Source organism: Pseudomonas sp. RP-B7 (assembly GCF_059803535.1).
The window spans coordinates 1-23,255 of record NZ_JAPFHC010000056.1 but is presented as its reverse complement, the minus strand read 5'-3'; the positions used below and the strand labels follow the sequence as shown (position 1 = coordinate 23,255).

General features: G+C 62.0%; 23 protein-coding genes. 19 read left to right on the top strand and 4 right to left on the bottom strand.

The genetic code is table 11. The annotated features are described in order from the left end of the window. Positions 1-487: 487 nt before the first annotated feature. Together OPU96_RS28545 and OPU96_RS28540 are read left to right on the top strand one after the other, a co-directional pair. On the top strand, positions 488-1,027 hold the full coding sequence (locus OPU96_RS28545) for a sigma-70 family RNA polymerase sigma factor (RefSeq protein ID WP_226456333.1): 540 nt from the start codon (positions 488-490) through the stop codon (positions 1,025-1,027). Then, positions 1,027-1,959, top strand: a complete 933-nt coding sequence (locus OPU96_RS28540) for a FecR family protein (RefSeq protein ID WP_498560166.1) — start codon at positions 1,027-1,029, stop codon at positions 1,957-1,959. The genes OPU96_RS28545 and OPU96_RS28540 overlap by 1 nt, the downstream gene beginning before the upstream one ends. Here OPU96_RS28540 and OPU96_RS28535 read toward each other — a convergent pair. Beyond that, positions 1,956-3,773, bottom strand: a complete 1,818-nt coding sequence (locus OPU96_RS28535) for a sigma-54-dependent Fis family transcriptional regulator (RefSeq protein WP_498560165.1) — start codon at positions 3,771-3,773, stop codon at positions 1,956-1,958. The two genes, OPU96_RS28540 and OPU96_RS28535, sit on opposite strands and share 4 nt — an antisense overlap. A 259-nt stretch (positions 3,774-4,032) precedes the next feature. Here OPU96_RS28535 and OPU96_RS28530 point away from each other — a divergent pair, with 259 nt between their 5' ends. Genes OPU96_RS28530 through OPU96_RS28505 form a run of 6 tightly spaced genes read left to right on the top strand, consistent with a single transcriptional unit; the run spans position 4,033 to position 9,956 of the window. Further along, entirely contained in the window at positions 4,033-5,127 is a 1,095-nt protein-coding gene (locus OPU96_RS28530) for an ABC transporter ATP-binding protein (protein ID WP_226456330.1), read from the top strand. Then, positions 5,127-6,224, top strand: a complete 1,098-nt coding sequence (locus OPU96_RS28525) for an ABC transporter ATP-binding protein (protein WP_498560164.1) — start codon at positions 5,127-5,129, stop codon at positions 6,222-6,224. Before OPU96_RS28530 ends, OPU96_RS28525 begins: the two co-directional genes overlap by 1 nt. Continuing rightward, on the top strand, positions 6,221-7,087 hold the full coding sequence (locus OPU96_RS28520; protein WP_017735078.1) for a carbohydrate ABC transporter permease: 867 nt from the start codon (positions 6,221-6,223) through the stop codon (positions 7,085-7,087). Before OPU96_RS28525 ends, OPU96_RS28520 begins: the two co-directional genes overlap by 4 nt. A gap of 10 nt (positions 7,088-7,097) precedes the next feature. Beyond that, positions 7,098-7,898 carry a carbohydrate ABC transporter permease gene (locus OPU96_RS28515; protein WP_017735079.1) on the top strand — a complete coding sequence of 267 codons (801 nt, stop codon included), beginning with the start codon at positions 7,098-7,100 and terminating at the stop codon, positions 7,896-7,898. A gap of 10 nt (positions 7,899-7,908) precedes the next feature. Beyond that, on the top strand, positions 7,909-8,181 hold the full coding sequence (locus OPU96_RS28510) for a DUF2160 domain-containing protein (protein WP_192296443.1): 273 nt from the start codon (positions 7,909-7,911) through the stop codon (positions 8,179-8,181). 32 nt (positions 8,182-8,213) lie between these two features. Then, positions 8,214-9,956, top strand: a complete 1,743-nt coding sequence (locus OPU96_RS28505) for an ABC transporter substrate-binding protein (protein ID WP_192296442.1) — start codon at positions 8,214-8,216, stop codon at positions 9,954-9,956. A 214-nt stretch (positions 9,957-10,170) separates the two neighbouring features. Here OPU96_RS28505 and OPU96_RS28500 read toward each other — a convergent pair whose 3' ends face one another. Further along, complete coding sequence (locus tag OPU96_RS28500; protein ID WP_192296441.1) at positions 10,171-10,596, bottom strand: hypothetical protein; 426 nt, start codon at positions 10,594-10,596, stop codon at positions 10,171-10,173. Between the two features lie 98 nt (positions 10,597-10,694). Beyond that, complete coding sequence (locus OPU96_RS28495) at positions 10,695-11,591, bottom strand: LysR substrate-binding domain-containing protein (RefSeq protein ID WP_498560163.1); 897 nt, start codon at positions 11,589-11,591, stop codon at positions 10,695-10,697. A gap of 172 nt (positions 11,592-11,763) precedes the next feature. On the opposite strand from OPU96_RS28495, the gene OPU96_RS28490 reads away from it, so the two are divergent. The 7 genes from OPU96_RS28490 (at position 11,764) to OPU96_RS28460 (ending at position 18,371) form a co-directional block, all read left to right on the top strand. Beyond that, entirely contained in the window at positions 11,764-12,711 is a 948-nt protein-coding gene (locus OPU96_RS28490) for a branched-chain amino acid ABC transporter permease (protein WP_498560162.1), read from the top strand. Next, positions 12,708-13,793 (top strand): branched-chain amino acid ABC transporter permease, encoded by a 1,086-nt coding sequence (locus OPU96_RS28485; protein ID WP_226456326.1) that lies wholly within the window; start codon positions 12,708-12,710, stop codon positions 13,791-13,793. The genes OPU96_RS28490 and OPU96_RS28485 overlap by 4 nt, the downstream gene beginning before the upstream one ends. Next, positions 13,790-14,563: an ABC transporter ATP-binding protein gene (locus OPU96_RS28480; RefSeq protein WP_192296437.1), complete on the top strand. Its 774-nt coding sequence runs from the start codon at positions 13,790-13,792 to the stop codon at positions 14,561-14,563. The genes OPU96_RS28485 and OPU96_RS28480 overlap by 4 nt, the downstream gene beginning before the upstream one ends. After that, a complete protein-coding gene (locus OPU96_RS28475) occupies positions 14,556-15,272 on the top strand; it encodes an ABC transporter ATP-binding protein (protein WP_226456324.1) in 717 nt (238 codons plus the stop codon). The genes OPU96_RS28480 and OPU96_RS28475 overlap by 8 nt, the downstream gene beginning before the upstream one ends. Positions 15,273-15,341: 69 nt before the next feature. Beyond that, positions 15,342-16,481, top strand: a complete 1,140-nt coding sequence (locus OPU96_RS28470; protein WP_498560161.1) for a branched-chain amino acid ABC transporter substrate-binding protein — start codon at positions 15,342-15,344, stop codon at positions 16,479-16,481. Positions 16,482-16,663: 182 nt separating this feature from the next. After that, positions 16,664-17,143: an L-2-amino-thiazoline-4-carboxylic acid hydrolase gene (locus tag OPU96_RS28465; protein ID WP_192296434.1), complete on the top strand. Its 480-nt coding sequence runs from the start codon at positions 16,664-16,666 to the stop codon at positions 17,141-17,143. Continuing rightward, the gene (locus tag OPU96_RS28460) at positions 17,136-18,371 is read left to right on the top strand and encodes a Zn-dependent hydrolase (RefSeq protein ID WP_498560160.1); all 1,236 of its coding nucleotides are present in this window, start codon (positions 17,136-17,138) and stop codon (positions 18,369-18,371) included. Before OPU96_RS28465 ends, OPU96_RS28460 begins: the two co-directional genes overlap by 8 nt. Before the next feature lie 157 nt (positions 18,372-18,528). Here OPU96_RS28460 and OPU96_RS28455 read toward each other — a convergent pair whose 3' ends face one another. Then, positions 18,529-19,317, bottom strand: a complete 789-nt coding sequence (locus OPU96_RS28455; RefSeq protein ID WP_192296432.1) for an AraC family transcriptional regulator — start codon at positions 19,315-19,317, stop codon at positions 18,529-18,531. 85 nt (positions 19,318-19,402) lie between these two features. Here OPU96_RS28455 and OPU96_RS28450 point away from each other — a divergent pair, with 85 nt between their 5' ends. The 4 genes from OPU96_RS28450 (at position 19,403) to aqpZ (ending at position 22,938) form a co-directional block, all read left to right on the top strand. Then, positions 19,403-20,401 (top strand): bile acid:sodium symporter family protein, encoded by a 999-nt coding sequence (locus OPU96_RS28450; RefSeq protein WP_192296431.1) that lies wholly within the window; start codon positions 19,403-19,405, stop codon positions 20,399-20,401. 86 nt (positions 20,402-20,487) lie between these two features. Next, positions 20,488-20,850, top strand: a complete 363-nt coding sequence (locus tag OPU96_RS28445; RefSeq protein ID WP_226456321.1) for a type 1 fimbrial protein — start codon at positions 20,488-20,490, stop codon at positions 20,848-20,850. A gap of 123 nt (positions 20,851-20,973) precedes the next feature. Further along, entirely contained in the window at positions 20,974-22,158 is a 1,185-nt protein-coding gene (locus OPU96_RS28440; RefSeq protein WP_192296429.1) for a sugar transporter, read from the top strand. 90 nt (positions 22,159-22,248) lie between these two features. Continuing rightward, a complete protein-coding gene (gene aqpZ, locus OPU96_RS28435) occupies positions 22,249-22,938 on the top strand; it encodes an aquaporin Z (RefSeq protein WP_498560159.1) in 690 nt (229 codons plus the stop codon). Positions 22,939-23,255 lie beyond the last annotated feature (317 nt).

The following is a 23,255-nucleotide window of genomic DNA, read 5'->3' as shown; positions in this document are numbered from 1 at the left end:
GCGCTGACATCCCAGCAACACAGCTCAAATGTGGGAGCGGGCTTGCCCGCGAAAGCGGTGGTTCAGCCAACACCTCTCCCAACAGTGCCGCCGCCTTCGCAGCCTCGCTAGGGCTCGACAGCTCCCACAGGGGATTGGCAGTGTCTGGGCGATCTCCAGCCAAACACTGACAGACCAGCAACCCCAATCAAATGTGGGAGCGGGCTTGCCCGCGAAAGCGGTGGTTCAGCCAAAACCTCTACCGACAGTACCGCCGCCTTCGCAGCCTCGCTAAAGCTCGACAGCTTCCACAGGGGATTGGCAGTGCCTGGGCGATCTCCAGCCGAACACTCACTTCCCATCAACATCAATCAACTGTGGGCTTGCCCGCGATGACGGTCCGTCAGTCAACAGTGATAGGTGCTGCTCAGTGGTTCTTGCTCCTACTTCGTTTTACTGGCATTGTTTGCGCAATTGGTAATATTTCCCATTTGAGACTCTTTTGCGCATGCATGACATTCCGGCCACGCTGGACGGTTCAGCCCGTCAGCAGACCCTTGCGGCAATGTACAGCGAGCATCACGGCTGGTTGCACGGCTGGCTGCGCAAAAAGCTGGGTTGCTCGCAACACGCCGCCGACCTGGCTCACGATGCGTTTATCCGCGTCCTCATGCTCGCCGAACCGCAACATATCAAGGAGCCCCGGGCGTTCCTGGCGACCACGGCAGGGCGCTTGCTGATCGATAGTGCCCGTCGTCGCCGTATCGAAAAAGCCTACATGGAGGCCCTCGCCGTCCAGTGCGAAGACGCCGGCATGCCCGACCCAGCGGCGATCCATGTCGCGCTGCAAGCCCTGGAACGCATCGCCGAGATGCTCGCCGGCTTGCCCGCCAAGGCTCGCGAGGCCTTTCTGTTAAGTCGCCTCGACGGGCTCACCTACAGTGAAATCGCCACGCGCCTGGAAGTTTCCTCCAGCACCGTCAAAAACTACATCTCCAGCGCCCTGGTGCACTGTTACCACAGCCTGCACGGGGCCGACCCGCTCTAATGAACTGCGAACACATCATCCAGCAAGCGGCGAATTGGCTGACACGCTTGCACGACGAAGACGTCAGCGACGCCGAGCGCCAGGCCTTCCGCGCATGGTGCGACGCCGACCCGCGCCACGCCGTCGCCATCGAGCGCATGCGCGGCCTGTGGGGCAGCCTCGACACCTTGCCGGCAAAGCCTGCGCGTCGCGCCCTCAACCGTGCGTTTGCGCCCCAACGCCGGCGTGGCGCCCAGGCGGTCGGTTTGCTCGGCATGGTGCTCTGCGCCTGGCTGGGCCTGCAACACCTGCCGGTGTGGATGGCTGACCAGCGCACCGGCGTCGGCGAACGCCGGCAGATCGCCCTCGATGATGGCAGCCAACTGCAGCTCAACAGCAACTCGGCGGTGGACGTGAAATTTGACGGCCACCAGCGAGTGATCGAGTTGCTGCAAGGCGAACTCTGGGTCGATGTGGCCAAGGATGCGCAGCGACCGTTCGTAGTGCGCACCGACCAGGGCACGGCGACGGCACTGGGCACCCGTTATCTGGTCAAGCGTGCGGCCGACGGAACGACTGTGGTCACGGTGATCGAGTCCACCGTGGCCGTGCAGGGCGACAGCCGCGACAGCGTCAAGGTCATGGCCGGCCAGCGTTCGGTGCTTGACCACGGTCACGCGCAGCCTGCGCAAGCCAGCGGCAATGCCGATGCGGACGCCTGGACCCGTGGCCTGCTCAAGGTCAATGACCAACCCCTCGGCGACGTCCTGCAAACCTTGGCCAGCTATCGCCACGGGATGCTGCGTTTCGATCCCGAGGCCCTGCGCAACCTGCGGGTGTCCGGGGTGTTCAAACTGGATGACACGGCGGCGGCGCTCGCGGCACTGGCGGATAACCTGCCGATCCAGGTGGAGTACTTCACCGACCTGCTGGTGGTGGTCAAGCCGCGCTAGGGTTCGTTCTGGCGCAGGCGTTTGTACAGGGTGTTGCGGCTGACGCCGAGTTCCCGCGCAAGGTGGGAAATGTTCCCGCCGAGCGCCTTCAAGCGCTGGTTCAGGTCGATGTTGTCATCCAGAAACTCATTGGCGGGCAGCGGCGGCGTCACGTTCAGGTCGACAAAAAAATCATCCGGCAGGTGTTCCGCGCGAATCGGCTGCTCTTCGGCCATCGCCAGCGCGACCTGCAACACGCTGCTCACCTGGCGCAAATTCCCCGGCCACGGATGCTGCTCAAACAGTGCCAGCACCTCGGCGCTCAGCCCGGCCCATTGGGTCGGCTCGCGGTGTTGTTGCCACAGTTGCTGGAACAGCGCCTGCTTATCGGTGCGCTCGCGCAAGGGCGGCAACTCCAGGGTCAGGCCACCAATGCGGTAGTACAAATCCTCACGAAAACGCCCGGCCTGCACCCATTCGCGCAGGGCGCGGTTGGTGGCCGAGATAATGCGCAAATCCACCGGGAACAGCTCGCTACTACCGACTGGTTGCACACAACGTTCCTGCAATACCCTTAGTAAACGCGCCTGGGTCGGCAGCGGCATATCGCCGATCTCGTCAAGAAACAACGTGCCCTTGTCGGCCTTGCGGATCAGGCCAATGCTGCCTTTCTGATTGGCCCCGGTGAACGCGCCTTTTTCGTAGCCGAACAGTTCCGATTCCACCAGCTCAGCCGGAATGGCCGCACAGTTCACCGCGATAAACGCCTGCTGGCTGCGGGAACTGGCCTGGTGCAGGGCTTTGACGAACACCTCTTTGCCCACGCCGGTTTCGCCGTGGATCAGCAGCGGAATGTCCTTCTCCAGCAACCGCTCGGCCTGGCGTACGGCCTTCTCCACGCGCAGGTCGCCGAAGTGCAAGGTTTTCAGGCCAACCGCTGCCGGCTTTGGCGCTGCGGGTTGTGTGAATACTCGCGCCTGCACCGGCATCTGCTTGGGGCGTTTCAACAGGCACTGGAACCGATTGCGTCCCGCCGCCTGCAACGAAAACGGCAAGCCTTCCGGCTGGTTCAACAACTCCAGCAGCGACACCTTGAACAAACGGTCGATCATCACCCGCGACAAGCTGATGCCCAGCAGGTTGTCTGCACGGCGGTTGGCCGAGAGCACCTGGCCGCTGTCATCAAAGATCAGCAGGCCGGCCCATTGGCTGTCGAGGTTGTTCAGGCCGGTGTTGAAGGTCAGTTGGAAGTGTTCACCGCGAAACAGGTTGAGGATCAGCCGGTTTTCTACGGTCTGGCTCATCATCTTGACCATGCCCAAGGTGTGGGAGGGCGGCAGGTAGCTGTCGCTGGACACATCCAGCACCGCAATGATCTCGCGCTGCGCATCGAAAATCGGCGCCGCCGAACCGGTCATGAAGCGGTTGGCCTTGAGGAAGTGTTCGTCGTGCTCGATATGCACCGCCTGGGCACAGGCCAGCGCGGTGCCGATGGCATTGGTGCCGCTGGAACGCTCCTGCCAGCTGGCGCCAGGGTTGAAGCCGCGGGCCAGTTTCGGCTCGATGAACCGCTGGGTGCCCCACGAGGTCAGCACCTGGCCCTGGTTGTCGGCCAGCATGATCAGGCAGTTGGAATTGCTCAGGATGTTTTCGTAGTACGGCAACACTTCCTGGTGGGTGGTCTGCACCAGGGAATGTTGGCTTTCGAGCAGTTGGCTGATGCCTGCGGCGGGCAGTTGATCAAAGCTGGGGGCGCTTTGATGGTCCAGGCCGAATGCGCGGCAACGGCGCCAGGATTCCTGGATAAGGGTGTCGTGAGCCAAGGGTTCGGCCATGGTGTGACCTTCTTTTATTGTTATTTTTATACAGCCTTGCGCAGCCCGCTCCCACATGTTGGCGGTGTCGATGGCCAAGAGAGTGTTGTTCAGAACTGTTCATTGTCAACCCCCGAACTGTTCAGTTGTTCAGTCGGATTGTTCACTCCCGAACATCCCGTTCAAGCCATTTCCTCATACATCAAGCACTTGCAGTTTTGGCACGAAACTCGCTCTGACGAATGGCCAGATTCATTCCAATAATAAAAAAGGTCGTGTCATGTCATTGACCCTGGAACATGTCTCCCGCGTCGTTGAAGGCCAAACCTGGATCGACGACGCCACCCTGCGTTTCGAAGCCGGTTCCTTCAACGTGTTGCTCGGCCGCACCCTGTCCGGCAAGACCAGCCTGATGCGCCTGATGGCCGGCCTGGACAAGCCCGACAGCGGCCGCATTCTGATGAACGGCGTGGATGTCACCCACAAGCCGGTGCGCCTGCGCAACGTGTCGATGGTGTATCAGCAGTTCATCAACTACCCGACCATGACCGTGTTCGAAAACATCGCCTCGCCCTTGCGCCAGGCCGGGATGGCCAACGAGCTGATCCAGAGCAAGGTGCTGGAAACCGCCAAGATGCTGCGCATCGAGAAATTCCTGCAGCGCCACCCGCTGGAATTGTCCGGCGGCCAGCAGCAGCGCACGGCCATGGCCCGGGCCTTGGTGAAAGACGCCGAGTTGATCCTGTTCGATGAGCCGCTGGTGAATCTGGACTACAAACTGCGCGAAGAGCTGCGTCAGGAAATGCGCGAGCTGTTCAAGGCGCGCCATACCATCGCCATCTACGCCACCACCGAACCCAACGAAGCCCTGGCGCTGGGTGGCACCACCACCATCCTTCACGAAGGTCGGGTGATTCAGAGCGGCAAGGCCGCCGAGGTCTATCACCAACCCCAGAGCGTGCTGGCTGCCGAGCTGTTTTCCGAACCGCCGATCAACCTGATGCCGGGACGGATCAGCGGCAACGAAGTCAGCTTCGCGAATTTTGTGCACTTTCCGCTCAATGTCGATTTGCGCCCCATCGGTGAAGGCGAATTCCGTTTTGGCGTGCGTCCCAGCCATATCAGCCTGGTGCCGAGCAACGACGATGACCTGGAGCTGGCGGTGACTGTGGAAGTCGCCGAGATCAGCGGCTCGGAAACCTTTCTGCATGTGCGCAGCGAACATTTCCTACTGGTGCTGCACCTGCCGGGGGTGCATGAGTACGACGTCGACGCACCGATCCGCGTGTATATCCCCACCCATAAACTGTTTGTGTTCGATAGCCAGGGCCGCTTGGTCCAAGCTCCCGGGCGACGTGTTGCGAGGGTTGCCTGATGGCCGAGATCCATTTGCAGAACCTGGCGCACAGCTACAGTCCTACGCCGAGTGGTCCTGAGGACTACGCAATTAGGGAAATGAACCACGTCTGGGAGCAGGGCGGTGCCTACGCGTTGCTCGGGCCGTCGGGTTGCGGCAAGTCGACCTTGCTCAACATCATCTCCGGCCTGCTCAGCCCCTCCGAAGGCCAGGTGCTGTTCGACACCAAAGTGGTCAACGACCTCACCCCGGAAAAACGCAATATTGCCCAGGTGTTTCAGTTCCCGGTGGTGTACGACACCATGACCGTGTTCGACAACCTGGCGTTCCCACTGCGCAATCAGGGCATGGCCGAAGCGAAAATTCACAGCAAGGTGCAGGAAATTGCCGAAGTCCTCGACCTGCAAAACCTGCTGACGAAAAAGGCGCGCAACCTCACCGCCGACGAAAAGCAGAAAGTCTCCATGGGCCGTGGCCTGGTGCGTGACGACGTGTCGGCGATCCTGTTCGATGAACCGTTGACGGTGATCGACCCGCACCTCAAGTGGAAGCTGCGGCGCAAGCTCAAGCAGATCCACGAGCAGTTCAATATCACCATGGTCTACGTGACCCACGACCAGTTGGAAGCCTCGACCTTTGCCGACAAGATCGCGGTGATGTACGGCGGGCAGATCGTGCAGTTCGGTACGCCGCGTGAACTGTTCGAGCGCCCCAGCCACACCTTTGTCGGCTATTTCATCGGCAGCCCTGGGATGAATCTGATCGAGGTGCAGGCCGAGGCGGGCGGGGTGCGTTTTGCTGGTACCCATCTGCCGTTGTCCGAGGCGCTTCAACAGCGCATCAACGACACGCCTTACAAAAAACTCCAGGTCGGTATCCGCCCGGAATTTATCCACGTATGGGATGAGTACAACCCTGACGCCCTGCACGCCGATGTCACTCATCTGGAAGACCTCGGCACCTACAAGATCATCACCCTCAACCTCGACGGCGCGCTGTTGAAGGTCCGCCTGGCCGAAGACAAACCGGTGCCGCAAGGCCAGGCCTGCATCAGCTTCCCCGCGCAATGGCTGATGCTCTACGCCGACGATTACCTGCTGGAGGTGCAGCCATGAACAAGGTGCAGAACAACAAGGCCTGGTGGCTGGTGTTGCCGGTGTTCCTGCTGGTGGCGTTCAGTGCGGTGATCCCGATGATGACCGTGGTCAACTACTCGGTGCAGGACATCTTCGACCAATCCAGCCGCTACTTCGTCGGTGCCGATTGGTACAAGCAGGTGCTGCTTGACCCGCGCCTGCACGACTCACTGTTGCGCCAGTTCATCTACTCGGCCTGCGTGCTGTTGATCGAAATCCCTCTGGGTATCGCCATCGCCTTGACCATGCCGACCAAGGGCCGCTGGTCGTCACTGGTGCTGATCATCCTCGCGATTCCGTTGCTGATCCCATGGAATGTGGTGGGCACCATCTGGCAGATTTTCGGTCGCGCCGACATCGGTTTACTGGGTTACAGCCTCAACGCGCTGGGCATCAGCTACAACTACGCGGCCAACACGGCAGACGCCTGGGTCACTGTGCTGGTCATGGACGTATGGCACTGGACCTCGTTGGTGGCGCTGCTCTGCTACTCGGGGCTTCGGGCCATTCCGGATGTGTACTACCAGGCCGCACGGATCGATCGTGCATCCGCCTGGGCGGTGTTCCGACATATCCAGTTGCCGAAGATGAAAAGCGTGCTGTTGATCGCGGTGATGCTGCGCTTTATGGACAGCTTCATGATCTACACCGAGCCGTTCGTACTGACCGGCGGTGGACCGGGGAATGCCACTACCTTCCTCAGCCAGACGCTGACCCAGATGGCCGTAGGTCAATTCGACCTGGGGCCGGCGGCAGCGTTTTCCCTGGTGTACTTCCTGATCATCCTGTTGGTGTCCTGGCTGTTCTACACCGCCATGACCCACTCCGACGCCAACCGCTGAGGCCGCAGACATGAGCAAGCGCAAGGTTATCCCGCTGCTGATCTACATCCTGTTCCTGTTGGTGCCGATCTATTGGCTGCTGAACATGTCCTTCAAGAGCAACACCGAAATCCTCGGCGGGCTCACGCTGTTTCCGCAGGACTTCACCCTGGCCAACTACAAGGTGATCTTCACCGACCCGAGTTGGTACACCGGCTACCTCAATTCGCTGTACTACGTCAGCCTGAACACGGTGATTTCTCTTACGGTGGCACTACCGGCGGCCTACGCTTTTTCGCGCTATCGCTTCCTCGGCGACAAGCACCTGTTCTTTTGGCTGCTGACCAACCGTATGGCGCCGCCGGCGGTGTTTTTACTGCCGTTCTTCCAGCTGTATTCGTCGATCGGTTTGTTTGACACCCACATCGCCGTGGCACTGGCTCACTGTTTGTTCAACGTGCCGCTGGCGGTGTGGATTCTTGAGGGGTTCATGTCCGGCGTACCCAAGGAGATCGACGAAACCGCCTACATCGACGGCTACTCGTTTCCCAAGTTTTTCGTGAAGATCTTTATCCCGCTGATCGGCTCGGGCATCGGCGTGACGGCATTTTTCTGCTTTATGTTTTCCTGGGTCGAGCTACTGCTGGCGCGCACTCTGACCTCGGTCAACGCCAAGCCCATTGCGGCGGTGATGACCCGTACGGTCTCGGCATCGGGCATCGATTGGGGCGTACTGGCAGCGGCGGGGGTGTTGACGATCCTGCCCGGCATGCTGGTGATCTGGTTTGTTCGCAACCACGTGGCTAAGGGCTTTGCCCTGGGCCGGGTCTGAGGAGTCGATGATGGAATGGATGGCCTGGACCACCCCCACTGCACTGTTCTTCGGCGGCATTGCCCTGATTCTGGCGGGCATGACCACCTGGGAACTGCGTTCGCCGAGTATCCCCCGGCGCGGTTTTTTACCGATCAGCACCACCCGTGGTGATCGCCTGTTTATCGGTCTTCTCGGCAGCGCCTACCTGCATTTGCTGGTAATCGGCGTCACCGGCTGGAGCATCTGGGTGGCGACTGCGCTGTCCCTGGTGTGGCTGTTGAGCGTGATGCGTTGGGGCTAGTGCCCTTATGAATAAACAACCAGGAGGTCTCTATGTTCGATAAAAACAATAAGCTGCGACATAGCATTTCATTGGCCGCCGTCTTGGCCCTCAGCGGTTTGAGCGCTTCGGCCTGGGCCGATGCGTACGAAGATGCCGCGAAAAAATGGATCGGCAGCGAGTTCAAACCATCCACCCTCACGGCCGAGCAGCAGCTGGCGGAACTCAAGTGGTTTATCAAGGCGGCCGAACCGTTCCGTGGGATGAAGATCAACGTGGTGTCGGAAACCCTCACCACCCACGAGTACGAGTCCAAGGTCCTGGCCAAGGCCTTCAGTGAAATCACCGGGATCAAGCTGACCCACGACCTGCTGCAGGAAGGCGACGTGGTGGAGAAGCTGCAAACCCAGATGCAGTCCGACAAGAACATCTATGACGGCTGGGTCAACGATTCCGACTTGATCGGTACGCACTTTCGCTATGGCAAGACGGAATCCATCACCGATCTGATGGCCAACGAAGGCAAGGACTTCACTTCGCCGACGCTGGACCTGAAGGACTTTATCGGCCTGTCCTTCACCACCGCGCCGGACGGCAAGCTCTACCAACTGCCTGACCAGCAGTTCGCCAACCTATACTGGTTCCGCGCCGACTGGTTCGAACGTGCGGACCTCAAAGCCAAGTTCAAGGAAAAGTACGGTTATGACCTCGGCGTGCCGGTCAACTGGTCGGCCTACGAAGACATCGCCAAATTCTTCAGCGAAGACGTCAAGGAGATCGACGGCAAGCGCGTGTATGGGCACATGGACTACGGCAAGAAAGACCCGTCCCTGGGCTGGCGCTTCACCGATGCCTGGTTCTCCATGGCCGGTGGCGGCGACAAAGGCTTGCCCAACGGCCTGCCGGTGGACGAGTGGGGCATTCGCGTCGAGGACTGCCATCCGGTGGGCTCCAGTGTCACCCGTGGCGGCGACACCAACGGCCCGGCCGCCGTATTCGCCACGCAGAAATACGTGGATTGGATGAAGGCCTATGCGCCACCGGAAGCAGCGGGTATGACCTTCTCCGAATCCGGCCCGGTGCCGTCCCAGGGCAATATTGCCCAGCAGATCTTCTGGTACACCGCGTTTACCGCCGATATGGTCAAGCCGGGCCTGCCAGTGGTGAATGCCGACGGCACGCCGAAATGGCGCATGGCGCCGTCGCCGGTCGGGCCTTACTGGGAAGAAGGTATGAAGAAGGGCTATCAGGACGTAGGCTCCTGGACCTTCATGAAGTCCACTCCAGAGAAGCAAAAGCTTGCGGCCTGGCTCTACGCGCAGTTCGTGACCTCAAAAACCGTCTCGCTGAAGAAAACCATCGTCGGCCTGACGCCGATCCGAGAGTCCGACATCAACTCCCAGGCCATGACCGACCTGGCGCCGAAGCTGGGTGGCCTGGTGGAGTTCTACCGCAGTCCGGCTCGACTACAGTGGTCGCCAACCGGCACCAACGTGCCCGACTACCCGCGTCTGGCGCAGCTGTGGTGGAGCAACATCGCCGCCGCCGCCAGCGGCGAGAAGACCCCGCAACAGGCGCTGGATAACCTGGCCAAGGAGCAAGACGCAATCATGACGCGCCTGGAGCGTTCCAAGGTGCAAACGACGTGCGGCCCGAAAATGAACCCCGAGCGTGACGCGCAATACTGGTTCGACCAGCCGGGTGCACCGAAGCCGAAACTGGCCAACGAGAAACCCAAAGGCGAGACCGTGGCCTACGGCGACCTGCTCAAACAATGGGAGGCCGCCCGTAAGTAACAACTTGTAGTGAGCGGGCTCGCCCCGCGCTGGGTGGCGAAGCCGCCCCAAATCCAGGCGCCGCGGTGTATCAGAAAGACCGAGGTGTCTGGTTTTAGGGCGGCTTCGCCCCCCAGCGCGGGGCGAGCCCGCTCACTACAGATTTTGGTTGTTGGCGAGGGGCTGCGCCGCTGTCAGCGCATTCGCCAACCCCCTGCGAGATTATTCAGGTTGTTCAGTCCTGCAACTGGATGTGCAACTCACCGTCCACTTCCTTGACCAGCTCGCTAGCCAAAAACAGCGGCACCAGACGCTTGTGCAATTGCGGCTCGACAAACTCCTTCACCGTCTCCAGTGCCAGTACGCCACTGAGTGGCAACTCAGCCTTGGTGTACGACAACCACGCCTTCTTCAACACCTGCAACACATCGCTGCCCGAGGTGGTGGCGAAGCGACGGTGGGTGGGTTTGCCGTCAAAGGTAAAGGTGTGCTGGAACGCATAGCCGCTTTCATCGCCCTGGCTGGCGGTGCAGCGGATGCAGGTGCACGGGCCGTCGCCGAACGCTGTGCGCAGGTAGCTGTTGAAGTCCACCACGGGTTTGAGTGACAGGCGCTTATCCACCTCGAACAGGTCCCCGGTCATTTTTTCGTCAGTGTTCAACGTGCATTTCCTCGCAGGTTCGGCGGTTTTTCAGAGCGCGGCACAATAGCAGCTAAATTCAGCACTGGCTCAATTCAAGATGCGGATCTTCACACGGCTCAGGCGGCAACCAAGCTGCGCTTGATCCAGTCATACAAGTCATTGCCCTCGCTCGACAACTCACTGTTGGCCCGCCGACACAGGTAGTACTGGCGGCCATCATTCACTTCCAGTTCAAACAGTTTCACCAGCTCGCCACTGGCCACCAGCGGTGCCACCAGCGGCTCGCGCAGCAGTGCGCAGCCCAGGCCGGTGAGGGTGGCGGTCAGCGCCAGTTGGCCGTCTTCCAGCAACAACCCATTCAACGCCGTGGCATCCACCTCGGCGGCCTCGAACCATTGGCCCCAGGTGCCGCGCTCTTCGTCGTGCAGCAGCGGCAGTTCACTCAGCGCCGCGGGCGTGTCGATCGGCCCGTGTTGCGCCAGGAAGGCGCGGCTGCAATAGGGCGTGACCGCGCCAGAAATCAGCGGCTCACTGTGATAGCCCGGCCAGTGCCCGGTGCCGAAACGGATCGACAGGTCGGCCGCGTCACTCGGGTAGCTGCGGTGGTTGGCATAGGTCACGTTGATGTCCAGTGCCGGGTGGTCCTTCAGGAAACTCGCCAAACGCGGGATAAACAGGTTGATGCCAAACAGTGGGATCAGGCTGATGGTCACCTGGCGCGTGGCGCTTTTTTCGCGCACATGTTCGGTGGCACTGCGCAGCACCGCAAACGCCGAACGGATGGCGCGGTAGTACTCGCGGCCTTCGTCGGTAAGCACCAGGTTGCGGCCTTGACGCAAGGTCAGCGGCTGCTGCAGGAAGTCTTCCAGCAAGTGCAGTTGATGGCTGATGGCCGAGGCGGAAACGTCCAGCTCGCGCGCGGCGGCATTCACCCCGCCATGACGGGCAAAGGCTTCGAACGTGCGCACGGCGCGCAGGGGAGGGTCATTGGCTAACTGTTCTGATTTATTCATGTGTTGAATTAAATACCAGCTAAATCCACAAATAAAGAGCCATAAGCGCCGTATTTTCGGCATAAATAGCCTGTTTTAAGCTTGATATAACCATATGACTTTCTGTTATTTGATAAAAACAGAATAGATGCTTAGTGTGCCGCCCCTGTACGCACTGAGGTCGACGGTTTTCATGGATGGGTTTATCCAACAACTGCTCAATGGTTTGATTACGGGCAGTCTCTACGCGCTGGTGGCCCTGGGTTACACCATGGTCTACGGCATCTTGCGCATCATCAACTTTGCCCATGGCGATGTGTTGATGATCGGCGCGCTGGTGGGCCTGTCGGTAATCCGCTTGTTGCAGGCGACCTGGCCCGCTTTGCCGCCAGTGCTGGTGCTGCTCGGCGCCACTGTCGTCGCCATGGCGTTTTGCGCAGTTCTCGCGGTGGTGATCGAACGTGTCGCCTACCGTCGCTTGCGCCATGCCCCACGTCTGGCGCCGTTGATCAGCGGTATCGGTGTGTCGTTGCTGCTGCAAACCATCGCCATGCTGGTGTGGACCCGCAACCCGCAGATGTTCCCGCAACTGTTGCCGCTGGAGCCGATTGAAGTGTTGCCCGGCGCCTGCGCGCATCCGGCGATCACCAACGTCACGGCGCTGACGACGATTGCCATCGCCCTGTCAGTGATGGCCGCGCTGCTGGTGCTGGTGGAGCGCACGCGCTTCGGTCGCGCCATGCGCGCCGTGGCAGAGAACCCGCAAGTCGCCAGCCTGATGGGCATCAGCCCCAATCGCGTGATCGTCATCACCTTTGCCATCGGCGGCGCATTGGCAGCGCTCGCCGGGATCATGATGGCCAGCAACTACGGCAGCGCGCATTTCTACATGGGCTTCTTGCCGGGCATCAAGGCCTTCACCGCTGCGGTGCTGGGTGGCATCGGCAACCTCAAGGGCGCCATGCTGGGCGGCTTGCTGCTGGGGTTGATCGAAGCCCTCGGTACCGGCTATCTGGGCGCGGCCACCAACGGCGTGTTTGGCAGTAATTACCAGGATGTGTTCGCCTTCATCGTGTTGATCGCGGTGCTGGTATTGCGTCCTTCCGGGTTGTTGGGTGAACGTTTGGCGAGCCGCGCATGATCAACTCCCTGACCCCCAACCAGCGCGCGAGCCTCGGCCTGCTGCTGTTCGCCGTGGCCCTGGTGCTGGCGCCGTGGATCGTCGGCCACGCCGGCGGCAACACCTGGGTGCGCACCCTGGATTTTGCCCTGCTGTACATCATGCTCGCCCTCGGGTTGAACATCGTGGTCGGTTACGCCGGGCTGCTGGACATGGGCTTCATCGCGTTCTACGCGGTGGGCGCCTACCTCGCCGCGCTGCTCTCGTCGCCCCATCTGCTGCAACAGTTTCCCGCGCTGGCGGCGTGGTTGCCGGCGGGCATGCACACCTCGATCTGGCTGATCCTGCCGTTGGGCGCGTTGCTCGCCGCCGGGTGCGGCGTGGTATTGGGCGCGCCGACCTTGCGCCTGCGCGGCGACTACCTGGCCATCGTCACCCTGGGTTTCGGCGAAATCATCCGCATCCTGCTGCGCAACCTGGATCGCCCGGTAAACATCACCAATGGGCCCAAGGGCATCGCCCAGGTCGACCCGGTCAACCTGCTCGGCGTCAACCTGGGCCGCACCCAGGAACTGTTCGGCCTGCGCCTGCCTTCGGTGTATCTCTATTACTACCTGTTTGCGGCGCTGGTGCTGCTGATCCTGTTCGCCTGCATCCGCCTGGAGCATTCGCGCATCGGCCGCGCCTGGGTAGCGATCCGTGAAGACGAAGACGCGGCCCAGGCCATGGGCATCAACACCGTGCGCCTCAAACTGCTGGCGTTTGCGATTGGCGCCGCGTTTGGCGGGGTGAGCGGGGCGTTGTTTGCGTCGTTCCAGGGCTTTGTTTCGCCCGAGTCTTTCACCCTCAACGAGTCCATCGCCGTGCTGGCGATGGTGGTGCTGGGCGGCATGGGGCATATCCCGGGCGTGATTCTTGGCTGCGTACTGCTCGCCGCCTTGCCCGAAGCCTTGCGCGCCAGCATGGGGCCGCTGCAACAGGCGCTGTTCGGCCAGGTGCTGGTGGACCCGGAGATCATCCGCCAGCTGTTCTACGGCCTGGCGCTGATTCTCGCGATGCTGTACCGACCCGCCGGATTGTGGCCCAAAGGAGTGGCACGATGAACGCACCGCTGTTGCAGATCGACAAGGTCAACAAACACTTCGGCGGCGTGATGGCGCTGACCGACGTGAGCCTGAGTATCCAGCCCGGCGAGATCTACGGATTGATCGGCCCGAATGGCGCGGGCAAGACCACCTTTTTCAACGTGATGACGGGGCTGTATACCCCGGACTCCGGGCGCTTCCAGCTCGAAGGCCGGGAGTACCAGCCCACCAGTGTGCATCAGGTGGCCGAGGCCGGCATTGCGCGCACCTTTCAGAATATCCGCCTGTTCAATGCGATGAGCGCCCTGGAAAACGTCATGGTCGGTCGCCATGTGCGCACCCGCAATGGCTTGTGGGCGGCCTTGAGTCAACACCGCAGCGCCCGCGACGAAGAGGCGCAAACACGCGCCCATGCTCATCGTTTGCTGGCCTATGTGGGCCTCGCCGGGTTTGCCAACTACCGCGCCGACAGCCTCAGCTACGGCCATCAACGACGCCTGGAAATCGCCCGCGCCCTGGCCACCGAGCCACGCCTGTTGGCTCTGGATGAACCGGCGGCGGGCATGAACGCCAGTGAGAAAGTACAACTGCGAGGCCTGCTGGAAAAAATCCGCGACGACGGCCACACGCTGCTGTTGATCGAACACGACGTGAAGCTGGTGATGGGCGTCTGCGACCGCATCAGCGTGCTCGATTATGGTCAGGTCATCGCCGTCGGACCGCCCGCTGAAGTCCGTCAGCACCCGGCGGTCATCCAGGCTTATCTCGGAGCCAGCGCCCATGTCTGAAGCCTTATTGAAAGTCGAGGGTTTGCAGGTTCGCTACGGCGCTATCGAAGCGGTCAAAGCCCTCGACCTGCATATCCACGAAGGCGAGCGCGTCACGCTGATCGGCGCCAATGGGGCGGGCAAAACCTCAAGCCTCAAGGCGTTGACCGGCCTGCTGCCGGCGGCAAAGGGCGAGATCCGCTTTGCCGGGCGATCGGTCCTTGGCCAGGCGCCCGAGCAACTGCTGCGCCAAGGCATCGCCATGGTCCCGGAAGGGCGCGGGATTTTCGCGCGCATGAGCGTGCTGGAAAACCTCCAGGCCGGTGCCTTTCTGCGCCGCGATCACGCGCAAGTGCAGCGCGAAATACGCGAGCTGTTTGGGCACTTCCCGCGCCTGGAAGAACGCCTGCACCAATCTGCCGGCCTGCTGTCCGGCGGCGAGCAACAGATGCTCGCCCTGGCCCGTGCGCTGTTGTCGCGCCCGCGTTTGTTGGTCCTCGATGAGCCGTCGATGGGCCTGGCACCGATCATGGTCGAGAAGATCTTCCAGGTGATCGACGACGTATGTCGCCAGGGCATGACCCTGTTGCTGGTCGAACAAAACGCGCGGCTGGCCCTGCAAGTCACCGACCGCGCCTACGTGATGGACACCGGCCGCATCAGCCTCAGCGGCCCGTCCCGGGATTTGCTCGAACACCCCGAGGTGCGCAGTGCGTACCTCGGCGAATAACCACACCCCCATGACGCTACCGGACGCCCGGCGTGTTCCGACCCGCCCGAAAAGAAGCAGGAACCCCAGATGAACACTTTGAACAAAACCGCATTGATCGGCCTGGCCCTGAGCAGCCTCGCCAGCGCCGTGGCCCAGGCCGACCAGACCGTGCTGATCGGCCTGGCAGGCCCACTCACCGGCCCGTCGGCCCGCATCGGCAAGGACCTGGAAAACGGCGCCAGACTGGCCATCGACCAGGCCAACGCCAAGCACCCGACAATCAACGGGGAGGCTGTGACCTTCAAGCTGGTCTCCGAAGATGACCAGTCCGACCCACGCACCGCCGTCACCGTGGCCCAGCGCCTGGTGGATGAAGGCGTGGTCGGCGTGGTCGGTCACTGGAACACCGGCACCAGCATCCCGGCGGCGCGGGTGTACCACGATGCCGGGATCGCCCAGGTGGCGCCGGTCGCGACCGGTCACGCGTACACCCAGCAGGGTTTTGATACCAGCTTTCGGATCATGGGCCATGACGATGACGGCGGTCAGGTCGCTGGCGACTATGCGCTGCACACGCTCAAGGCCAAGCGCATCGCCGTGATCGACGACCGCACTGCGTTCGGCCAGGGCCTGGCGGACCAGTTCGTCAAAGCCATCGAAGCCGGCGGCGGCAAAGTCGTCGGCCGCGAATACGTGGATGACAAGACCATCGACTTCAGCGCCGTGCTCACCAACATCCGCAGCCAGAATCCGGACCTGATCTTCTTCGGTGGCGTCGACTCCCAGGCTGCACCGCTGGCCCGTCGCATCAAGCAACTGGGGATCAAGGCGCCGTTGATGGGGGCCGGTGGCTTTGTCAGCCAGACCTTCCTGGAACTGGCGCAGAACGAAGGCGAGGGCGTGATTGCCTTGGAGCCGGGCCTGGCGATTGCGCAGATGCCCGGTGGCAAGGCGTTCGAGCAGGCCTACAAAGAGCGCTACAAGGCCAACATCGAACTGCATGCGCCGTTTGCCTACGACGGCGTTGGCGTGCTGGTGGCGGCTATCGAGAAAGCCGATTCGGTCGACCCGCAGAAATACCTGCCGGTGCTGCGCGCCATCAGCTACCCAGGCGTGACCGGCACCCTCGCGTTTGATGCCAAAGGCAACTTGAAAAAACCGTCGTTCACCGTGTACCAGGTCAAGGCCAACCAATGGCAGCCGGTCAGCGTGGCGGGCGGCCAGTAACCCACTGGGCGGGCACGAGCTTATGTAGTGAGCGGGCTTGCCCGCGCTGGGTGGCGAAGCCGCCCCAAACCCAGGCACCGCGGTCTTCCTGATACACCGCGGCGGACCGTTTTGGGGCGGCTTCGCCCCCCAGCGCGGGGCAAGCCCGCTCACTACAGGTTTAGGTTTTTTGGAGGTGGACAATGAGCAAACTGGAAGGTGAACTGGGCATCCTCGCCCGGCGGCGGATCGAGGCCGAAATCATCAAGCCGATCTACGAGATCTTGAAGCGCGAGCAGGGCAAGGACTTTGCCGCCGCCGTGATCGGCGAAGCCGTGGGCAATGCGGCGATCCAGGCGGGCAAGCATTTTGCCGCGCTGGAACAGCAGGCTGACCTCAAGAGCTTCGTCGAGCTGCAAGTGCTCTGGGAAAAGGACGACGCGCTGAAAGTCGAGATCATCGCCAGCGACGCCGAGCGCTATGACTACGACGTCAAGCGCTGCCGCTACGCCGAGATGTACACCGAAATGGGCCTGGGCGAAATCGGCCACCTGTTGTCGTGCAATCGCGACGAGCTGTTTATCGTCGGCTACAACCCGGACATCGAACTGACCCGCACCCAGACCATCATGGGCGGCGATCACCGCTGCGACTTCCGCTACCGGGCCAAGCCCCATGAGTAACCTGGCGCGGGTGAACGGCAAGCGTCTGTGGGACTCGCTGATGGATATGGCGCAAATCGGCGCCACCGAAAAGGGCGGCGTCTCGCGCCTGGCGCTGACCGATGAAGACCGCCGCGGTCGCGACCTGTTCGTGCAGTGGTGCACGGCCGCCGGGTGCAGCATCCGTGTGGACGCCATGGGCAACATCTTCGCCCGCCGCGCCGGGCGCCAGAATCATCTGGCCCCAGTGCTGACCGGCTCCCATGGCGACTCGCAACCCTTCGGCGGCAAGTACGACGGCATCTACGGCGTGCTCGCCGGGCTGGAAGTGCTGCGAACCTTAAATGACCTGGGTATCGAGACCGAGCGGCCGATTGAAGTGGTCAACTGGACCAACGAAGAGGGCTCGCGTTTCGCCCCGGCCATGATTTCGTCCGGCGTTTACGCGGGCGTGTTTGACCTGGAATACGGCCTGTCCCGTGCCGACAAAAACGGCGTGAGCATCGGCCAGGCCTTGCAGCAGATCGGCTACGCCGGCCCCGAACCTGTAGGTGGCCAGGCGGTGCATGCGGCGTTTGAACTGCACATCGAACAAGGCCCGATCCTTGAAGCGCAAGGCATCACCATCGGCGTCGTCACCGGTGCCCAGGGCCAGCGTTGGTATGAAGTTGAGCTGAACGGCCGCAGCGCCCACGCCGGCACTACGCCGATGGACCATCGCCTGGACGCCTTGCTCGGCTTTGCCCGCGTGGTCGAGGCGGTCAACGGCTTGGGCCTGGAGCAGGGCGCTGAAGGGCGTGCCACGGTGGGCATGGCCAACATCTTCCCCAACTCGCGCAACGTGGTGCCGGGGCGGGTGTTTTTCAGCGTGGAATTCCGCCACCCGGATGAAGCGGTATTGGCGCGCCAGGATCAGCAGTTGCGTGATGCGGTGGCACAGATCGCCGACGGGATTGGTTTGCAGCACAGCGTGAAGCAAATTTTCCAATACGCACCGATTGCGTTTGATGCTGATTGCGTCGAAGTGGTGCGGGCATCGGCTGAGCGACTGGGGTACAGCCATCGGCCGATGATCTCCGGGGCCGGGCATGATGCCTGCTACCTGAACCAGGTGGCGCCGACGGCGATGATCTTTGTGCCTTGTGTGGATGGCTTGAGCCATAACGAAGCGGAGGAGATTTCGCCAGAGTGGTCGACGGCGGGAGCGGATGTGCTGCTCCAGGCCATCCTGGCCAAGTCCGCTATCTAGCGGGCCTACCTCAATCAAAATGTGGGAGCGGGCTTGCTCGCGAATGCGGTGGGTCAGTCAACATGTTTGGGTCTGATACACCGTCTTCGCGAGCAAGCCCGCTCCCACACAAGCCCGCTCCCAGACTGGGTCTCCTGTATCTGATGCGTCGAGGGTTTCAGCGGAAAAACTCGCCGGGCGTCGCATCAAACTGCTGGCGAAACGCATTGATAAACGCCGACGTCGACTCATACCCACACCCCAGCGCCACATCCGTGACCCGCTCGCCGCGTTCCAGGGCGGGCAGGGCGGTCAGCAAGCGCAGGCGCTGGCGCCAGGCGCGGAACGTCAGCCCGGTATCGCTCAGGAACAACCGGCTCAGGGTCTTTTCACTCACGGCCAACTTGCGGCTCCAGTCCCCCAGGGTGGTCTGCTGTTCCGGGTGCAGGTTCAGGCTGCGGTAGATCTGGCGCAAACGCGGGTCCAGTGGCAGCGGCAGCATCAAATCCACCTGCGGCGCTGCCGCCAGTTGGTCCAGCACCACCTGGGCCAGGCGCCCGTCCGGGCCGTCCTCGGCATATTCCACCGGCAGTTCGCTGAAGCTGCGGATCAATTCGCGCAGCAGGCTGCTGACCTCCAGCACATGGCAACGCGCATCCGCCCAGGCGGTGACGCGGCAGTCCAGGTAGAGGCTGCGCATTTCCGTGCGCGGCGAACTGAACACGCGGTGCGGCATGCCCGCCGGAATCCATACCGCGCGCTGCGGCGGGGCGACGAAGCGGCCGACGCTGGTCTGGATCTCCAGCACCCCGGCAATCGCATAGGACAACTGCACCCACGGGTGACTGTGGCGGCGGGTCAGCGCACGGTTGGGCAGCGATTCGGTGCGCCCGTACACCGGCCGCGGCAGGCTGGCGAGCCCGGGCACACTGCGGCGAACGGTTTTGTCCTGTCCTTTAGGCGGCATTTGTTGGCTCATTGGCGTTAGTCGGTAACAAGCCGTTACGTTAGAGTCGCCCAGACGCTCTTGGCAACCCCCGGAAGACCTACTTATGACTCGTCCGCGTTTTCTCCCTGACAACTTCACCCTGACCCTGATCGCCACGGTGATCCTCGCCTCATTGCTGCCCGCCAGCGGCCAGACCGCCGTGGCGTTTGGTTGGGTGACCAACCTGGCCATCGCGCTGCTGTTTTTCCTGCACGGCGCCAAGCTGTCGAACCAGGCGATCATTGCCGGGGCCGGGCATTGGCGCCTGCACTTACTGGTGTTCAGCCTGACCTTTGTGCTGTTCCCGCTGCTGGGCCTGGCGCTCAAACCGCTGCTGTCGCCGCTGATCGGCAACGAGCTGTACATGGGCATGCTTTACCTCTGCGCGCTGCCGGCCACGGTGCAGTCGGCGATTGCCTTTACTTCCCTGGCGCGGGGCAATATCCCGGCGGCGATTTGCAGCGCGGCGGCGTCCAGCCTGTTTGGGATTTTCCTCACGCCGTTGCTGGTGACGCTGCTGCTCAATGTGCACGGCGAAGGCAGCAGCACCCTCGACGCCATTGTGAAAATCAGCGTGCAACTGCTGCTGCCGTTTATCGCCGGGCAGATCGCCCGCCGCTGGATTGGCGCGTGGGTGGGGCGCAACAAGGCCTGGCTGAAATTCGTCGATCAGGGTTCGATCCTGCTGGTGGTCTACGGCGCGTTCAGCGAAGCGGTCAATGAGGGGATCTGGCACCAGATCCCGCTGTGGGAACTCGGCGGCCTGGTGGTGGCGTGCTGCGTGTTGCTGGCCCTGGTGCTGGTGGCCTCGACGGTGCTGGCCAAGGCCTTTGGCTTCAACCAGGAAGACCGCATCACCATCTTGTTCTGCGGCTCGAAGAAAAGCCTGGCGACCGGGGTGCCGATGGCCCAGGTGTTGTTCGCCGGGGCGAGCATGGGCGTGCTGATCCTGCCGTTGATGCTGTTTCACCAGATCCAGCTGATGGTGTGTGCGGCGTTGGCGCAGCGCTATGCGAATCGGCCGGAGTCGATTCCGGAGTTGATGGGGCAGGTGGACCCGTAATTTTTCCTTCAGCTGCTGACGAGTAGCCTCAAGTAAATTCGGGGCCAGACGACATTCTTGTTAACAACCCAAGAAGGAATGTCGTCATGAACAACGTTATGCGTTTGTCAGTGCTCACCGGCTTTCTTGCAATGTGGACGGGGGTGAGCATGGCTGCACCCTCCGGTGTCATCCGGTTTTCCGGCAGTGTGGTCATGCCGGGTTGTGAGTCGGCTGCGGTGGGCGGCCGGACGCTGGAGTTGAGGGGCTGTCCGCAGGCCAGTCGCGGCAGCGGGTTTGATGTGCGTTCGGTCGGCAGCGTCAAGGCGCTGGGCAATGCGCCAGCCAACGTCAAGTTGGTGAGCGACAGCGGCGACGGGCGTTATTACGACCAACGGTATGAGCTGGTCGACGCCGCTGGAAAGCCGATTCAGTCCGGGCTCTACGTGGTCACCATGACCGCGCCATGACGAAATTGATGGATTTTTGATTAGGAACAGCGCCAACAGCCGGGCCAGAAACCTATAGAATGCCCGGCGGCGGCGCTTGTCCTGGGTGGCCGTCTGATCATCGTCCGAGTACCGCGCCCTTCAATGAGCCATTCAGCTGCAACTCCCCAAGCCAACTGGCAACCGGTCTTCGCCCTCGCGTTGGCCGCCTTTGTGTTCAACACCACCGAATTCGTGCCCGTCGGGTTGCTCAGCGCCATCGGCGCCAGCTTTGACATGCCGGTGTCCAGCGTCGGCCTGATGCTGACCATCTACGCATGGATCGTGTCGCTGACGTCGCTGCCGGTGATGCTGCTGACCCGCAACGTCGAACGGCGCAAGCTGCTGATCGTGCTGTTCGGCCTGTTTATCGCCAGTCATGTGCTGTCCAGCGTCGCCACCAGCTTTGGCCTGTTGATGGTCAGTCGCGTTGGCATCGCTTTGTCCCATGCATTGTTCTGGTCGATCACCGCGTCGCTCGCCGTGCGCCTGGCGCCGGAAGGCAAGCAGGTGCAGGCCCTCGGCCTGTTGGCCACTGGCACCTCCTTGGCCATGGTATTGGGGATTCCGCTGGGTCGCCTGCTCGGCGAAGCCATGGGCTGGCGCACCACTTTCCTGGTGATCGGCGCGTTCGCCGCGGCCCTGGTGTTCTGGCTGGCGCGCACCTTGCCGCTGTTGCCAAGCCAGAACTCCGGCTCGCTGCGCAGCCTGCCGCTGTTGTTCAAACGCCCCGCGCTGGTGGCGCTCTACGTGCTCACCGCGCTGACGGTGACCGCGCAATTCACCGCCTACAGCTACATCGAGCCCTTCGTCGAAGGCGTGGCCGGCATGAGCGGCAGTGCAGTGACCCTGATCCTGCTGGTCTTCGGTGGTGCGGGCATCATCGGCTCGCTGTTGTTCAGCCTGGTGCACCGCCTCAACCCGCACCTGTTCGTGGTCGGCGCAGTGTCCATCCTCGCTGCGTGCCTGGCGCTGATGCTGCCGTTGAGCGGTGCTGAATCCTACCTCGTCGGCCTGAGCATCTTCTGGGGCATGGCGATCATGGGCTTTGGCCTGGCGATGCAGTCCAAGGTCCTGGTCCTCGCACCGGACGCCACCGACGTGGCCATGGCGATGTTCTCCGGCATCTACAACATCGGCATCGGCGGCGGCGCCCTGATGGGCAGTTGGGTCGGTAGCCAGTTCGGCTTCGCCTGGATCGGCGCGGCGGGCGGGTTGTTGGCGGCGCTGGCGTTGGTTGGGTATTGCCTGGCGATTCGGCGGTTTGGGCAGGGTGTGCCACACGGCTAAAACCGGACAAGTCTTATAGGGCGCCTCAAGACCCATTGCTACCGTCACCCAGGACCGCCCACGTCCTGTGGTGGCGGCACGTGAACAGCAATGGAGTCGATTGTGCAAAAGCGTTTGACCGCAGAGTTTCTCGGTACTTTCTGGCTGACCTTTGGCGGCTGTGGCAGCGCCATCCTGGCGGCGGCCTTTCCGGAGTTGGGCATTGGATTTGTCGGCGTATCCCTGGCGTTCGGCCTCACGGTGCTGACCATGGCCTATGCGGTGGGCGGCATCTCGGGCGGGCACTTCAACCCGGCGGTGACGGTTGGCTTGTGGGCCGGTCGGCGGGTGGCTGGCGTGGACGTGTTGCCGTACCTCGCCGCGCAAGTCAGCGCGGCGATCGTTGCGGCTGCAGCGTTGTACCTGATTGCCAACGGGCAGCCAGGCTTTGCCGCGGGTGGTTTTGCCGCCAACGGCTACGGACCCTTGAGCCCAGGCCAATTCGATATGAAATCCGCGCTGCTGGCTGAATTGATCGCCACGTTCTTCTTTGTGTTCATCATCATGCGCGTGACCGCTCCGGGCGCGGTGCCTGGGTTTGCACCGATTGCGATTGGCTTGGCACTGACCCTGATTCACTTGGTGCTGATCCCGGTGACCAACACCTCGGTGAACCCGGCACGCAGCACCGGGCCGGCGCTGTTTGCGGGGGGTGAGTACATCGCGCAGTTATGGCTGTTCTGGCTGGCGCCGATGGTGGGCGGGGTGTTGGGTGCGGTGGCGGCGCGTAGGTTTGAGTAGTGAGCGGGCTTGCCCCGGTACAAACCGGGGACATCGTTTACATATCTAACCGGGGACATGGTTTACAGGTTAATACGCATGATCAGGAGGTAACTGATCATGCCCTGGAACCAACAGTCCCACCGCCTTCGCAGCCTCACTATAGTTCGACAGCTCCCACAGGAGATTGGCAGTGTCTGGGCGACCTCCAGCCGAACACTGACAGCCCAGCACCGCCGATCACCTGTGGGAGCGGGCTTTCCCGCGAAAGCGCTGGTTCAGCCAACACCTCTACCAACAGTCCCACCGCCTTCGCAGCCTCACTAAAGTTCGACAGC